The sequence below is a fragment of the Faecalibacterium sp. I4-3-84 genome, assembly GCF_023347255.1.
GTDB lineage: Bacteria > Bacillota > Clostridia > Oscillospirales > Ruminococcaceae > Faecalibacterium > Faecalibacterium taiwanense.
The window spans coordinates 1,270,042-1,285,697 of sequence record NZ_CP094466.1 but is presented as its reverse complement, the minus strand read 5'-3'; the positions used below and the strand labels follow the sequence as shown (position 1 = coordinate 1,285,697).

15 protein-coding genes are annotated in these 15,656 nt (G+C 48.5%); 14 read left to right on the top strand and 1 reads right to left on the bottom strand.

Annotated elements, in window-relative coordinates; all coding sequences use genetic code 11:
* Positions 1–19: 19 nt before the first annotated feature.
* On the top strand, positions 20–895 hold the full coding sequence (locus tag MTP41_RS06320; protein WP_097777181.1) for a hypothetical protein: 876 nt from the start codon (positions 20–22) through the stop codon (positions 893–895).
* 192 nt (positions 896–1,087) lie between these two features.
* Here the strand turns inward: MTP41_RS06320 and MTP41_RS06315 are convergent, their stop codons facing one another.
* On the bottom strand, positions 1,088–1,396 hold the full coding sequence (locus MTP41_RS06315; RefSeq protein ID WP_097777182.1) for a hypothetical protein: 309 nt from the start codon (positions 1,394–1,396) through the stop codon (positions 1,088–1,090).
* 241 nt (positions 1,397–1,637) lie between these two features.
* On the opposite strand from MTP41_RS06315, the gene MTP41_RS06310 reads away from it, so the two are divergent.
* The 13 genes from MTP41_RS06310 (at position 1,638) to MTP41_RS06250 (ending at position 15,653) form a co-directional block, all read left to right on the top strand.
* Positions 1,638–2,393: an ATP-binding protein gene (locus MTP41_RS06310; RefSeq protein WP_207653492.1), complete on the top strand. Its 756-nt coding sequence runs from the start codon at positions 1,638–1,640 to the stop codon at positions 2,391–2,393.
* Complete coding sequence (locus MTP41_RS06305; protein ID WP_249236442.1) at positions 2,290–3,366, top strand: ATP-binding protein; 1,077 nt, start codon at positions 2,290–2,292, stop codon at positions 3,364–3,366. Before MTP41_RS06310 ends, MTP41_RS06305 begins: the two co-directional genes overlap by 104 nt.
* A gap of 380 nt (positions 3,367–3,746) precedes the next feature.
* The gene (locus tag MTP41_RS06300) at positions 3,747–4,184 is read left to right on the top strand and encodes a DUF4869 domain-containing protein (RefSeq protein WP_097777183.1); all 438 of its coding nucleotides are present in this window, start codon (positions 3,747–3,749) and stop codon (positions 4,182–4,184) included.
* 14 nt (positions 4,185–4,198) lie between these two features.
* On the top strand, positions 4,199–5,158 hold the full coding sequence (locus MTP41_RS06295) for a translation initiation factor 2 (RefSeq protein WP_097777184.1): 960 nt from the start codon (positions 4,199–4,201) through the stop codon (positions 5,156–5,158).
* Positions 5,159–5,238: 80 nt separating this feature from the next.
* Positions 5,239–7,230 carry a hypothetical protein gene (locus tag MTP41_RS06290; protein WP_097777185.1) on the top strand — a complete coding sequence of 664 codons (1,992 nt, stop codon included), beginning with the start codon at positions 5,239–5,241 and terminating at the stop codon, positions 7,228–7,230.
* Positions 7,231–7,417: 187 nt separating this feature from the next.
* The gene (locus MTP41_RS06285) at positions 7,418–7,882 is read left to right on the top strand and encodes a hypothetical protein (protein WP_143405490.1); all 465 of its coding nucleotides are present in this window, start codon (positions 7,418–7,420) and stop codon (positions 7,880–7,882) included.
* A gap of 270 nt (positions 7,883–8,152) precedes the next feature.
* Entirely contained in the window at positions 8,153–9,697 is a 1,545-nt protein-coding gene (locus MTP41_RS06280) for an acyl CoA:acetate/3-ketoacid CoA transferase (protein WP_097777187.1), read from the top strand.
* Positions 9,698–9,766: 69 nt separating this feature from the next.
* Entirely contained in the window at positions 9,767–10,546 is a 780-nt protein-coding gene (locus MTP41_RS06275; protein WP_097777188.1) for an enoyl-CoA hydratase/isomerase family protein, read from the top strand.
* 87 nt (positions 10,547–10,633) lie between these two features.
* On the top strand, positions 10,634–11,704 hold the full coding sequence (locus MTP41_RS06270) for a TRAP transporter substrate-binding protein (RefSeq protein ID WP_097777286.1): 1,071 nt from the start codon (positions 10,634–10,636) through the stop codon (positions 11,702–11,704).
* A gap of 129 nt (positions 11,705–11,833) precedes the next feature.
* Positions 11,834–12,706 carry a shikimate dehydrogenase family protein gene (locus tag MTP41_RS06265; RefSeq protein ID WP_097777189.1) on the top strand — a complete coding sequence of 291 codons (873 nt, stop codon included), beginning with the start codon at positions 11,834–11,836 and terminating at the stop codon, positions 12,704–12,706.
* A complete protein-coding gene (locus MTP41_RS06260) occupies positions 12,703–13,257 on the top strand; it encodes a TRAP transporter small permease (protein ID WP_097777190.1) in 555 nt (184 codons plus the stop codon). The genes MTP41_RS06265 and MTP41_RS06260 overlap by 4 nt, the downstream gene beginning before the upstream one ends.
* Before the next feature lie 31 nt (positions 13,258–13,288).
* Positions 13,289–14,578 carry a TRAP transporter large permease gene (locus tag MTP41_RS06255; RefSeq protein WP_097777191.1) on the top strand — a complete coding sequence of 430 codons (1,290 nt, stop codon included), beginning with the start codon at positions 13,289–13,291 and terminating at the stop codon, positions 14,576–14,578.
* A 37-nt stretch (positions 14,579–14,615) separates the two neighbouring features.
* Positions 14,616–15,653, top strand: coding sequence for a M24 family metallopeptidase (locus MTP41_RS06250; protein ID WP_165852910.1), 1,038 nt, complete (start codon positions 14,616–14,618; stop codon positions 15,651–15,653).
* Positions 15,654–15,656: the final 3 nt, after the last annotated feature.

Genomic DNA, 15,656 nt, shown 5'->3' with positions numbered 1-15,656 from the left:
GTATAATTGAGTTACAGCTATGAAGATGAAAGGCAGGATCTTTGTGAAGAAGATATTTGCAAAATATAAATGGCTACTGATTGCGCTGCTTATGATCTCAATGATCGCTGTTCCAATCGTGGTTAATATCCTCTTTAAATTTTCCAGCGCTTTTCCGGCTGAATGGTCGGCAGGAGATGCGCTTTCTTATGTTTCTGGCTTTCAAGCCTTGTTTGGGACTGTTATACTTGGCATTATCACTGTTGAGCAGGGGCAAGACGCACAGAAAGTCAATGAGCGCTTGAGCGAAGAAAATAATAAGCTTCAAAAAATAATGGCGCAAAAATTGTTGCCGGTTGTGAAGATGACAAATCCATCTTGCAAACCAACAGAGCCTTACTGTACAAAACTTTTTTACATGCCGCAATGCAAATGTTTTAGGATTGCTAGGTCGTATCGTGGCAATTCTGCACAACATGAAATCAATGATGTTCTCGTGAATATTGATTCTTCAGTTGAGGAAATAAAGCATATTAAAACAGTAGAATTTTCCCTGCAAAATATTTCCGAATCAATCATTCGGCATATTCAGATTGATAGCGTTGATATCGTTGGATTTGAGGGGAAAACAGAGTTGGTGACATGTCAAAATTCTGGGCAGGGAGGAATAGGAGCACTGCTTGCAATGGGTGATTCAGTAGATGTAAGCCTGAAATTGTATGCCAATAATGCCATTTATAAGGAAATTTGGGATAATGATTTGGCAGGAGTAGACGTTGTGATGCATTTGACGAATACTACGATTTCTGGAACGACATTTTCGGAATATATTGAAGTTAGGATGCAGAATAACGGCCATTACCATATTAACTATGGAGAGTCTCTCAAGCAGACAGGGCAAGCGAAGGTGGATTGAACTAAACGCTCTGTAATTTTGGCACCCGCTCAGGCTGCAATTGAAAATCCGAGAGCATAAGAATCTTATAGCGAATTATCGTTGAAAATCAAGCGTGAAATAAGGATCACTGTCAATTTTGGCGGTGGACCTTATTTGCTTGCTCATGTATGAGGTGAATTGCGTTTAACACAGGGCCGCTTTCTAGAAGCATCACAGATATACCTCCACGGTCAGGTCGGTCCACGCTGCACGGCGGAACTGGTGGGGCATTTTGTTGGATTCCCGGTAACGCTTGGCGGTCTCAAAGTTGATGGTGAAGGTGAGGATGGGCTTTTCCGATACAGCCATCAGATCGGTGCGCTCCTCTTTGGACTTCTTGTAGCCGGTGTTCAGCTTCCAGCGGTAGGAGTAATCGGCAATGGCGGTGACCACTTCAACGAACTGGTCGATCAATTCGGGAGCAAGACAGGCATCGTACACATCGACCTTCTGAGAGAGAAAATCGTAGATCACTTTCATGTCCGAAGAAGCCGTCTGCACGCATGGTAGCATAGTTCAGATTGCGCTTTTTGATCTTGCTCTAAATGAGTGCGGCGGACATGGTGTTAGCAGAACGGCTGTTCTGACAGGATTCAAGTATTTGGCAAGCACGGAGAATCGCTTTGTTCCGGTCGCTCCAGACCTATTCAAAAATCTATTATACCATTACACGGCTTTCTTGTGGTATAATAGAAATATTAAAACCGAGGAGGTATGATGGATGAGCGTAACTTTTGATTATGGCGTGTCCAACTACACCGAAAAAGCTTTGGTCGAGACACTGAATGATCTTGTTCAACATGTGGAAAACGAGGTTGTGGAATTTAAACTTGCGAGCAATAATTTTGATTTGCACAAACTTGGACAATATTTCTCTGCTATTAGTAACGAAGCAAACCTTCGAAATAAAAAATACGGATGGCTCATTTTTGGCGTAGACGATACTACTCATGAATTTCGCGGTACAAATTATAAAAATAATCCTGTATCTTTGGAGAAATTAAAGCTTGAGATTGCAAAAGAGACAACCGGAGCAATTTCATTTATGGATATTTTTGTGGTGCATCCGTTTTCTTTGGAAGGAAAGCCTGTTCGCATCGTTATGTTTCAAATTCCTGCTGCGGTGACTGCGATTCCTACAGGATGGAAAAATCGTTTTTATGGCCGTGTGGGGGAATCTCTTGTTGATTTATCGCAGGAAAAAATCGATAGAATTCGAGGTGAACGCAGAACCGACTGGACTAGAGAGATTATTGACGGAGCTTCGTTATCACATCTAGATACAAAAGCTGTTTCAATTGCCCGAACTAATTACAGAGAACGCCTTTCCAATGCAGCTAATTCTAACGCAGTGGAAGAACTTGACAAAATGGATGATTACCAATTTTTGTCTAAAATTAAACTTGTTCGGAATGGAAAAAATAACGAAAGCAGCATTCGTTCTGCTTGGAAACAGCGATTATTCGGATTTCTTTGAGGTTCCTCCGCAGATTATGTGGAGGCTTTATGACCATAAAGGAAATACAATCGACCATGAAATTTTTGATATTCCGTTTTTGTGCGCTATAGATTCGGTTTACAAAAAGATTCGTAACTTGACGTATCGCTATATGCCTAATCAGCTAAGTTTATTTCCGACTGAAACGCAACAATATGATTCTTGGCTGCTGCGAGAGCTGCTCAACAACTGTATTGCGCATCAGGATTATACTGCGGATCGAAGGATATATGTAGATGAATTTGAAGATCGTATTGTAATGTCAAACGCAGGACAATTCCTGCCAGGAAATATTAAGTCTGTATTAGAGCCAGCATATGCACCGCCGTATTATAGAAATCCGCTTCTTGCACAGGCAATGGTCAATTTTAAGATGATTGATACTGCCTCAATGGGAATTCGCCGTGTTTATTCTATCCAAAAAGAAAAGCTGTTCCCTATGCCAGACTATGACTTGTCAAGATGCGATCAGGTTCGTGTTACGGTTTACGGAAAGGTTTTGAACGACAACTACACAAAAATTCTTTTTGAAAATCCCAATATGGATCTAGATACAGTGTATTTACTTGATAGAGTTCAGAAGGGAGAAAATATTAGCAGAATGGAAGCCGCTGCATTGAGAAAGCTTGGATTGATAGAGGGAAAAATTCCAAAGCTATTTATTTCTGCAACGGTGGCAGAAGCCCTAGACCAAAAAGCTCAATATATAAAAAATAAGGGATTTGATGATCAATATTATAAGCAATTGATTATTGACTACTTGAACAAATGGGGCAAGGGGCGAAAAAGTGACTTTGATAAATTGCTGTTCGATAAATTGCCTGATTCCCTAACAGCTGTACAAAAAAATACGAAAATTCGAAATTTGCTGGCATCACTTAGGATGGGTGGTATTATTGAAACCGATTCTGAAAACCATCAGCGCTCCAATTGGGTGTTGACGAGAAAATGAGATTTTTTCAAGCTCTAATCAAGCTCTAATCAAGCTCTAATCAAGCATGAGTATAGAAAAGTACAGGTATCTGTCGATTTTCGTAAGCTGTTATATGGTGTAATTAAAGGCCTATGAACTGCCCGTTAAAATAGAATCGCATGAATAATACAAAAAGGAGTTCCACAGCATAGCCTATTGTAATCGTTTTCCTGTCGCTCTGTAATTTTGGCACCCGCCCAGGCTGCGATTAAGTCTCCCCGAAAATAAAATCTGATAGGACAAAGAAGGTAAAAGCTCTTGGCTTCTGTAATGGAGGCCAAGAGCTTTTTGCATCTTGTTTTGTAAGCGGAAAGAGGGTACAATGATAGCAGAAGTACGCACATCAATGAGGTGATACTATGCTGAACATTTTTTTCGGTGATATGAAGGAAGCTGTGTATAATACAGCTTCCTATTTCAAATATGATTACGAGGAAGGCTGGATCGTTGACCCGATGGTCAAGGAAATGATTCAGGATGTGGACAAGTCTGTTGTTATCGACAGTGGTATCATTGACAGCCCGGTCTTGGGTAAAATTCCACCGATTGGTTTGTCTGGTGGCGTAAAGACCCTGATTTTGGTGAAGTTTGAGCCAGAGAAAGTGTTCAATGCATCGACTTGTGGTAACAACTGTGCAAAGTGGCTACTCAAAATTGCAGAACAGGAAGATCGCACGGTGAATCTGCACCACCTGATGGATTTTGGTAAAAAACCATTTACAGTAAAAGTGCTGAATACAAATCAAATCGTTCACAGCATGGAAGAACTGATTTTGGCCGCAGGTGAGTTTGTGTAAAGGGGCTGACAGAAATGAAAGGCATTCATAAAGTGGTTGTCGGCACAAAGTATCTAAAGTATGAGTTTGAACTGCGGCGCAACTTAACCGTCATTCGCGGGGATAGCGCAACGGGTAAAACGACCCTCGTGGATATGATTCGTACGCATATGAACGATGGAGAAAGTGGGCCGGTCACTCTAAATTGTGATAAAGGTTGCTATGTGGTAGAAGGAAATCTTTGGAAGGGACAGCTCAACAACATTCAGGACAGCATTGTTTTTATCGACGAAGGAAACGAGTTTGTCAAGACCAAAGATTTTGCGCGTGCGATTCAGCAGACAGATAACTATTATGTTATCGTGAGCAGAGAGGGTTTGCCTGCCTTGCCATACAGTGTGGAAGAAGTGTATGGTATCCGAACCTCTGGAAAGTATGGGATACTGAAACAGAGCTACCATTCGTTCTATCGAATTTATCCGGACAGTACAACTGAAAATATTAAGCCGGAGAAAATTCTGACCGAGGACAGCAATTCGGGGTATCAGTTTTTTGAGGCGGTCTGTAAAGAATGTCAAATGCAGTGTGATACTGCAAATGGAAAGTCAAATGTGTTTTCCTATTTGAAGGCTCACAAGGATGAAAAGGTTCTGGTGATTGCAGACGGTGCAGCATTTGGTCCGGAAATGGATAGGGTGTTGCAGCTTGTGCAGACAAGAGAAAATCTGACACTCTATTTGCCGGAATCTTTTGAGTGGTTGATACTTTCCTCTGGAATTCTGAAAGATGCAAAGGTTGCACAGATTTTGCAAACACCTTCTGACTACATCGATGGCAAAGACTATTTCAGCTGGGAACGTTATTTTACGGCGCTTCTGACGGAGAAAACGGCTGGAACATATCTGAATTATACCAAGAAAACGCTGAATGAGGCCTATCTGAAGGATGGCGTGAAGAACGCAATTTTGAATCAGATGAAAGAAGTAAAGATGTAGTGATATGAATTGATATAGATTCTGCCAAACTAAATTTCTGGGATAAGCAATTAATTGGGTGAAAATGAGGAAGAACTACAATGAACTGTCAAAATTCCCTTGTATCGCTTGCATATATTGAAACGAGTAAAAATCCTCTTCAGGTTTTCTGTAATTTTATATTATATTTATTGCTGAAGGCACCGAATCAGACGCTGAGAGCTGACGAAATTAAAGAACAACTACAGTCTGACTTTGGAATTTCAATGCCCCATCAAATTATCAGTAACTGTACTCGAATCCTGGAAAGAAAGCAAGAGGTTATTCGATTACCTCATGCTGCAGGATATAAAATCGGAGATACTTCATTTGATATAGATTCGTTTGAAAATACTCGCCAGCGTTTTGCTGAACATGAAAACAAATTGTTGAACTCGTTAGTTGAATTTGTTTCGTCTCAGTATAAACAAAAGTGGAGCGAAGAGGAGGCAAAAAAGTATTTATCGAATTTTCTTGATACAGAGGGATATGGTACACAGTTATTCCTGAAGAAAAAGCTCGAACTTGAGCAACACTACATATCTCCGTCTTTTTATATTGGCCGATATGTTGACTCTATTCAGAGGCAAACTGATAGTGTGGAAAAAACGTACCTAGAAGAAATCATTTATGGAATGATGGTTCTTCAAGGAATTCGACAAACAGGAGATTACCAGCAAAATCGGCAACAGAAGTTCAAAGGAACCGTTTTTTATTTGGATACAAAGTTGGTCCTTCGGGCACTTGGCTTTTCGTGGAAGGCGCAAGTGGACTCAGTAAGGGAAACTGTGCGTCTTCTTCGTGAAAAATATGATGCCGAAATTGGAATCTTTCAAGAAACTAGGACAGAAGTGCAGAATGCACTGTCTATAGCAGGGAGGGCATTTCAAAAACATCGTCTAATCGCGGATGGAGAATTGAAGCTGTACTGCGAACTTAACCCTTCGGAGGCTAAAAGATTAGAAGATTATGCAGATTCGTTGGATGCTCTATTGGAACGTGAATTGGGGATAAATTCAGTAACATCTATTGATAAGGATGATCCTAGGATAAAAAAGTATAACATTGAAACGACAGAAATTGCTGACTACATTGAAGCTGAGTGCGGCTGGCGACGTGGGGCGATAGATTACGATGTCAAAATTATTGAGCAGATAAATGCTATTAGAGAAGGCGATTATTCTCAAGCCTATGGGGGAAAGAAAAAACTCCCAGTTTTTGTTACATCTAATAGTAAGTTGGCATATACATTTCGAGAGTATATTTCGTCAAATGAAGATGAAATTCAGCAGTGGAACACTCACAACCTTCCGGTTATTTCTGATAATATGCTGCTTTACCGAATTTGGTTGCCTTTTGCTACAGAATTTACACAGTTACCGTCACTTACTCTTTCTAGATTTGCCTATGCTGCTCAAAGCGAAGGGGTTGTGTTTTATGAAAAGCTACGGAATACAGCAGCTGAACTTGAGCAAACACGAAATATCGATTTAATTAATACAACAGAAGTTGCAAGGCGAAAAATAGAGGATATTTTATTGCGTGAAAGCGGAGGAAATCTTGATTCTGTGACAGATGAAGTAGTTGCGGCATCTCTTGATGAGTATATCCGGATGGAAAAATTAGATCTTCTCCAAGAAAATCGTGATTTGTTGAGACACAGCGATATGCGAGATGAGCAAGTTGTAAAATTGCTCGGAGATAGTTATGCAAATAAAATCGGAGTGATAGACCGGGCATTACTATTTTTGGCGAAGTGGTTTTGGATAATAATAGCTGCTCTATTATACGGTCTTTTTGACTGGGTTGGCAAAAATCCGTATTTAAAAGGTGTAGCGTTGCTTCCTGTTGCTATACAAGCTATTCAGTATTGGCTTGATAAACAAAGTGATGATCATAATTTTCGATTTTTCTTATATCCAATTGCACTTGAGTTTGTAAAAAAACGATACATTCAAAAAATTACAATGGAGCTTGAAAGTAAGGGATACCCACAGGATACAGAGGCTGTAGTGCAATATTGCATACAAAATACTAAGATTTTTCAAAGATGAAACAGACAGATTGATTATGAAAAATGACGACTTATCGCTACTCCGAACGCTCTGTAATTTTGGCACCCGCCCAGGCTGCTATCAAGAATCCCCGCAAGTGACCGTGCGAGCGCTTGAAAAGCGCAAATAAAAAACCATAACGCAAATGAACCGCCCCGGTTTCCGAAGCAGGAAGCCGGGGCGGTTTTTGTGTGCTGAAGAATATCAGGGAATGCAGACGCTTCCTCCGGATGGCGCGTGGTGCTGCCTGCAATTTTTTGGAAGGATAACGAGCACCCTTCCGCTCCCTGCATTTGCGGGGACGGAAAGCATCCGAAGAGCGCTGCCGACAGTGGCAGCGTGGAACATGGCGGTACGATTTGGGCTGTCATATCATAAAGAAGCAAGTGCAGGGCAGACCGTTGAAAAAATGCTGAAAGCATTCTGGAGCCCCCTGTGCTTGAAGCGAACGAACCTGCCGGAAGATCGTGCCGAAGGAGAACCATGGATGATCTTGGCGTTCAGCCGTGGAGAGCGGGGGAGAATCGGAGGCTTTGGCGCGAAAGCACAAATGTTTGCACAAGATAACACGCTGCAAACATTTGCATACAACAAAGAGATTTTGCCGAAAGCGGGAGGATTGGAGCAATTCAAAGGAGAGAAAAAAGAGTGAAAAGGACAGACTGCTATAAAATTCCGAGAAATACTGTACGTTCCGACAAAAATAACGGGGATTGGTTGACAAATAGTTGGGCATGGGCTATAATGCAAACGTAATTCATCGAAAGACTGACTCGTAAGAAATGTGATCTTAGGAGAGGGAGAGTCGATGATAATTTTATCGGATGAATGCAAACGTTTGCATATAAGAGAAAAGAGACGGTGGGGGAAGGTGGTGCGGAAAAAACCACGCTTCTCACCCGCACAAAAGGAGGCAAAACAAATGGCGCAGATCATGACACGCGAACAGGCGGCAGCTCTAATTCAGGATGGGGATACCGTAGTGATCACGGGCAGCGGCGGCGGTGTGATGGAGGCGTACCACACCCTTGAGGGAATCGAGGAACGCTTTCTGAATACAGGCCATCCCGCAAACCTGACCCTGGTGCATGCCTCCGGCATTGGCGATAAGAACAGAGCCGGCGTTACCCGCTTTGCCCACAAGGGCATGGTCAGGCGTGTCATAGGCGGTCACTGGGGCTGGTCGCCGGAGATGCAGGCAATGGCGGTCAACAATGAAATCGAGGCTTACAATTTCTCGCAGGGCGTCATCTGCCACCTGTATCGCGAGATCGCAGCACAGCGCCCGGTGCTGATCACAAAGGTTGGCAAGTATACCTTTGTGGATCCGCTGCTGCAGGGCGGAAAGCTGAACGAAGTGACCAAGGAAGATCTGGTGGAACACATCAAGATCCATGACGTCGATTATCTGATGTACAAGACCTTCCCCGTCAACATCGCGGTCATCCGCGGCACCTACGCAGACGAGAGCGGCAACATCAGCTTTGATCAGGAGCCCGCACGGCTGGATATGCTGGAAGCTGCGCAGGCAGCGCACAACAGCGGCGGCAAAGTCATTTGTCAGGTCAAAGGCATCGTGGCAAAAGGCAGCCTGAGCGCAAAGCGGGTCTGGATCCCCGGGGCATACATTGACGCCATTGTGGTGGACCCCGCTCAGATGCAGACCGGGGAGGGCGAGTACAATCCTGCTTTCAGCGGGGATGTCACCATCCCGATCAGTCAGCTGAAAGCATTCCCGCTCAACGCACGCAAGGTCGTGGCCCGCCGGGCATTTATGGAGCTGGAGCAGGGTGCCATCATCAATCTGGGGTTCGGTATGCCGGATGGTGTTGCAGCAGTCGCTGCGGAGGAGGGCTTTGCAGACAAGGTCACGATGACCATTGAGCAGGGCATCTACGGCGGCATCCCCGCACAGGGCGCGATCTTCGGCGTGGCAAGCAATCCGGATGCATTTTTGGACGAAAGCACGCAGTTCGATTTTTATTCCGGTCATGGTCTGGATACCACATTTCTGGGTCTGGCACAGGCGGATGCACAGGGCAATGTCAATGTGAGCAAGTTCGGGACGACGATCTCCGGCAGCGGCGGATTCATTGATATTTCCCAGTCCGCAAAGAAGGTGGTGTTCTGCGGCACGTTTACCACAGGCGGGCTGAAAACCGCCATTGAGGATGGCAGGCTTGTGATCCAGCAGGAAGGACGCATCCACAAATTCGTCCCGGCGGTCGAGCAGATCACCTTCAGTACGCAGTATGCAGCGGAAGAGCAGCAGACCGTCGTGTATGTCACAGAGCGCGCGGTGTTCAGGCTGACCCAAGACGGTGTGGTGCTGACCGAGATCGCGCCGGGCGTGGATCTGGAAAAGGACGTTCTGGCACAGATGTACTTCCGTCCAAAAGTGGCAGAGGACCTGAAGATTATGGATGAATGCATCTTCCGCCCGGAACGGATGCACTGCAAGGAATGACGCATTGAAGCAGGAACCCGATGGCATAAGACGCTGTCGAACGATAAAATTCAGAAGGAGTGTGTACCTATGAGTGAAGAAATCTATCTGGAAAAGAAAACGGGCTATGCGATCATGACGATCAACCGCCCCAAGCAGATGAACGCACTGAACACCGGCATCGTGGAGCAGATCGACAAGCTGCTGGACGAGGTGGAGGCAGATCCCTCCATTCGCTGCCTGATCATTACCGGTGCGGGCGAGAAATCCTTTATCGCCGGTGCAGATATCGGACAGATGGGAACGCCGGGCTATCAGCCGGCCGATGCCCATTATCTGATCACCTGCGGCTACAAGGTGTATAACCGCGTGGAGGGGCTGAAGATCCCCACCATTGCAGCCATCAACGGCTATTGTCTGGGCGGCGGTCTGGAGCTGGCCATGTGCTGCGACTTCCGCATCTGCAGCGCAAATGCACGGTTTGCCCTGCCGGAGATCGCGCTGGGCATCATTCCCGGCTGGGGCGGTACGATCCGTCTGCCGCGCATCATCGGCGAAGGCCGCGCAAAGGACATGATCCTTCGTGCAAAGCGCATCAAACCCGACACCGCGCTGCAGTATGGTCTGGTCACCGAAGTGTTTGAAGATGTCGCCGCTCTGCGTGCAGGTGCCGATTCGCTTGCACAGGAGCTTGCCGCAAAGGCACCCATTACCATGGCGATGGACAAGGAGATGATCAACCGCTCGGTCTTTACCTATAACGACCTGACGGACTCGCTTGCTCTGTCTTACTGCTTCACCACGGCGGACTCCCGCGAGGGCATTTCCGCTTTCCTCGAAAAGCGCACCCCGGATTTCAAGGGCCGCTGAACCACAACGGAACAGGGCTGTATTAGAAGGAACAGCCTGAAAATAAAAAAGGCTTGCGCCGATTGCCAAAAACAGGAGGGTTTTATTATGGCGAAGAAGATGATCTCCCGACGCAATTTTATGAAGTGCACCGCTGCCATGGCTGCAGCAGCAGGTCTTGCTGCATGCGGCGGCTCCGGGAACTCTACCAGCACTGCGGCATCCAGCACTGCCGGAACTTCCAGCACGGCAGCATCGGGCGAGACCGTAAAATATCGCTGCTCCACAAACCATGCGGAGAACTTCAACGTTTCGCAGGCGCTACGGTATTGGTCCGATCTGGTTCTGGAGCGCACCAATGGGCGCATCGAGATCGACATTTATTACGATGCCGTTCTGGGCGATGAGAAGTCTGCCATCGAGCAGTGCCAGTATGGCGGTCTGGAGTTTGCGCGCATCAACATCAGCCCCATGTGCGAGTTCGTGGATGATCTGAATGCGCTGAGCATGCCTTACATCTACAAGAACGACGAGCATTTCTGGAAGGTCGCTGAGACGCTGGGCATGGACATCCTGCGCAGCGATAAGATGAAGGAAGCCGGTTTTTACGGTCTGACCTGGTACGATGGCGGCACCCGCAATTTCTACAACTCCAAGCACGAGATCCACACCCCGGCAGATATGAAGGGCATGAACATTCGCGTGCAGGAGTCGAACCTGATGATCAGCATGATCGAGGCGCTGGGCGCAGTTGCGACCGCAATGCCGTATGGCGATGTCTATTCCGGCCTGCAGACCGGCGTCATTGACGGTGCCGAAAACTCCATGGTCCAGTACAAGGAAGTTTCGCACTGCGAGGTGGCAAAGTACTTCACGCTGGACGGTCATACCCGTGCACCCGATATGCTGGTTATGAGCGAGAAACTTCGTCAGAAACTGAGCGAGGATGATGTCAAGATCATTGCGGATGCTGCAATGGAGAGCTGGGTGTACCAGCGTGACCTGTGGGCAGAGGTCGAGGCAAATGTCCGTGCTGAGCTGGAAAAAGCTGGCAATGTGATCACAGACCTGACCACCGATGAATTCCAGCAGTTCGTGGATGCATGCTCGCCGCTGTGGGAGAGCTACAACGACGGCAAGTATCTGGACCTCATCAATCAGGCTGTGGCAATGGGCTAAAAAGCGTCTGATTTGGCGGTTCTGGGTACAGAGCAGGGCTGCCAAACGATCAAAGGGGTGTGCAGGAGTCAAGAGTCGTTCCGAATTGTTGATTCCTGCACACCCTGTTTTTTTCGAGGGAAAGAACTTATGATCACGGGAAAAACACGTTATTATGCGATCCTCGGAGACCCCATCGAACAGGCGCTTTCACCGGTGGTGCACAACGCGGCATTTGAAGCACTTGGCATGGACGCCGTGATGCTGGGGTGCCGTGTAACGCCGGAGGAGCTGAAAAAGGCAGTGGAAGGCACCCGTGCGCTGCACTTTGAAGGGCTGGCGGTCACCATGCCGCACAAAACGGCGATCATCCCGCTGCTGGACGAATGGGAAGAAAAAATTGATTTTCTGGGTGCTGTCAATGTTGTCACCTGCAAAAACGGCGTCTACAAGGGCTATAACACGGACGGTGACGGCTTTGTACAGAATATGAAGCAAAACGGCACAGATCCTGCGGGCAAACGGGTGTTCCTGTTTGGTGCAGGAGGTGCAGCACGCGGTCTGGGGTACGCCCTTCTAGAAAGCGGCGTCAGCAGCCTGACCGTGTGCAACATTGATGAGCCGATGGCAATGGCGATGATCGGCCCGCTGCGCAAGCGCTTTCCGCAGGCAGAACTGGATTTTGTTCTGCTGGGGGATGAGAGCATCTCGCTGCGCTGTCTGCAGTCGGAGATCCTCATCAATGCCACCAGCATGGGCATGAATGACTCGCCGTCGCCGCATGTGGACATGGTGCCTTGGACCCGGCTGCCGCGTTCCACGGTCTGTGCGGAGATCATCCATAAACCGTTGGAGACGGCATTTGTCCGCGCTGCCCGTGCCGCAGGCCTTACGACCCTTACCGGAGACGGGATGCTGCTGTATCAGGGCATTGAGGCATTCCGTCTGATGAATGGATGCGATGCGCCGCAGTCCGCAATGAGGGCGGCCTTGCAAGCAAGATTGGAGAGTGAAAAGCGATGAAAAAGATTCGACAGATCCTCATTGGGCTGTTCAACATGGTATATAACATTTTTCTGCGCTACTCGCAGGCGGTCCTGCTGGTGATCGTGGTGATCGTTTCGACGGACGTGTTCTGCCGCAACGTGTTGAGCTACAGCATCAAGTGGGCACAGGAGGTCTCCCTGCTCCTCATCGTCTGGATGACCTTCCTGAGCATGGCGATCGGTGAAGAAAAAGATCAGCACATCGCCATTGAACTATTCTATAATCTGTTCCCGAAGCCCGTCAGGAAGTTTTTTGATGTGCTCAACAAGATGATCCTGGCTGTGGTCGGCTGCTTCCTGTGCTTCTTTGGCACAAAGCTCGTAATGAGCACATGGAGCAGCACCCTTGCCGCTACGAAGTGGCCGGCAGGCATGCTGTATCTGATGATCCCCGTGGGCGGCGGATTCATGGCATTTTTTGCAGTGCTGGATCTGCTGGGCTGGAAAAAGTATAAAAATACGAATCAATACGGCGATCAGCTGCTGGAAGCGTCATTGGACGATGGCGGTCAGAGCGCAGCGAACTGATCGACTGACAAAAATAACAGGAGGGTGAATTATGCAGGAATCTGTTGCTGTTTTCTTGCTGATCGGCTTATTTGCCGTGATGATCATATGCCACCTGCCGGTAACGTTTGCCATGGTGATCGCTACCGCAACGACCATGCTGTACCTGAATATCCCGATGATGACCATGGTGCAGCAGATGGCAAAATCCGTCAACTCGTTCTCGCTGCTGGCGATCCCGTTCTTTATCCTGATGGGCGAGATCATGGGTGCAGGCGGAATATCAGACCGACTGCTGAAGTTTGCCAATGTTCTGGTGGGACGTTTCCGCGGCGGTCTGGCCTTTGTGAACGTGCTTGCTTCCATGTTCTTTGGCGGCATTTCCGGTTCTGCGGTTGCAGACGTTTCCTCTCTGGGCAAGATCGAGATCCCCATGATGGAGGATGCCGGATACGATAAGGACTTTTCCATCTGCGTTACCGTTTCCAGTGCATGTCAGGGACTTCTGATCCCTCCCAGTCATAACATGGTGCTGTATGCAATGACCGCAGGCGGCGTGTCGGTCGGCAAGCTGTTTCTGGCGGGCTATGCGCCCGGCATCCTGCTGGGCGTTGCACTGATGGCGCTCTGCTACATTTTTGCGATCAAACGGAACTACCCCAAGGGTGATCCCGTATCGTTCAAGGAAGCTCTGGTCATCACCAAGGACGCTGTTTTTGCCATCGGCGCAATGTTCATCATTGTGGGCGGCGTTGTTGCCGGTCTGTTCACCGCTACCGAGGCCGCAGCCATCGGCTGCATCTACTGCCTGCTGGTGGCAACGCTGGTCTACCGTCAGCTGAGCCTCAAGGATATGGGCCGGATCCTGTACAACACGGTCAAGACCCTTGCCATGATCTACAGTCTGATCGCTGCGGCAGGTGCCTTTGCATGGATGATGGCCTACCTGCGCATCCCCGCAAAGTTTACCGGGATTCTGATGGATGTCAGTGACAACAAGATCGTTGTTCTGCTGCTGATCAATGTTCTGCTGCTTTTGCTCGGCTGCATCATGGACATGGCTCCGCTGATCCTGATTATGACCCCGATCCTGCTGCCCGTTGTGCAGAAGTTTGGCATGGATCCCGTTCAGTTCGGCATCATGCTCATTGCAAACCTGGCCATCGGCCTGCTGACGCCTCCCGTTGGCTCCTGCCTGTATGCCGGCTGTGCTGTGGGCGGTGCCAAGATCGAAAAGGTCACCAAGTGCATGCTGCCCTTCTACCTGACAATGGTCATCGTTTTGCTGATGATCACCTTTATCCCGGCGCTGAGCATGACGCTGCCCAACCTGATGATGTGAGATGCGGCTGACGGAGTGTGACCCTCGGATAAGTCAATTGCGTGCGCTGTATCACCGCCGAGGGAACAGCGCGATCGTCCTGACCCAGCCCATGAACCTTTCGTGGCTGCTGGGGGGCAGGATGCAGATCGGCATCGCAGGCAGCGGCGCGGTGTGCACCGCTGTGATCAACGATGCAGAAGTGGTCTTGATTACCAATAACATCGAAGCACGCCGCCTGCAGGAAGAGGAAGTGGGGGATGTCCCCCGCATCCTTGCCCTGCCGTGGGCGGACGGAGAGCCTGCCGTGCAGGCACAGGCTGAACTTGCCGGAAACGCCCCCCTGCTGGAAGCGGACTGCGCAGAGGAACTGCAGCAGCTGCGCTCCTGCCTGCAGGGGACGCAGGAGCAGGAAGCGGCGCAGGTCGCAGCGCTGTGCAGCAGCGCGGTGGAGCGGGCGGTCCTGCTCATCCATCCCGGCATGACGGAATGGGAAGCTTCCGGCGTACTGTCCGGCTGCGCGGTGGCGAACGGATTGATCCCCAATGTGCTGTTTACACCTGCGGACGAGCACATTGCACGTTATCGCCACGCGCTGAGCGGCCCGTATCCGCTAAAAAAAACGATGATGCTGTCCATGGGAGCACAGAAAAACGGGCTCTATGCAAGCATTACACGGTTTGTTAGCTTTGGCAGACCGGAGGAGGTGTTCCTCTCCGCGCAGGAAAAAACGTGTCAGGTGGCTGCAATGCTGTACTCGGAGACGCGCCCGGGCAAGCAATACGGCACCCTGTTTGCACAGCTGAAACGGCGTTATGCCAAAGTGGGGGCAGGCGAGCAGATCGCTCTGCACCATCAGGGCGGCATGGGCGGTTTCCAGACGCGGGAAAACCGGCTGACTCCGGATCTGCCCGGACAGGTGCAGGCACATCAGCTCTATGCTTGGAACCCATCGGTGACCGGGTTCAAATCCGAGGATATGCTGCTGGTGGGGGAGAACGAAAACCGGATCCTGACCCGCACGGAAATCTTCCCGCACAAGACCTTTTATTATAAGGATCAGGCATGGGATATGCCGCAGGTCCTGATTCTGTAAAGG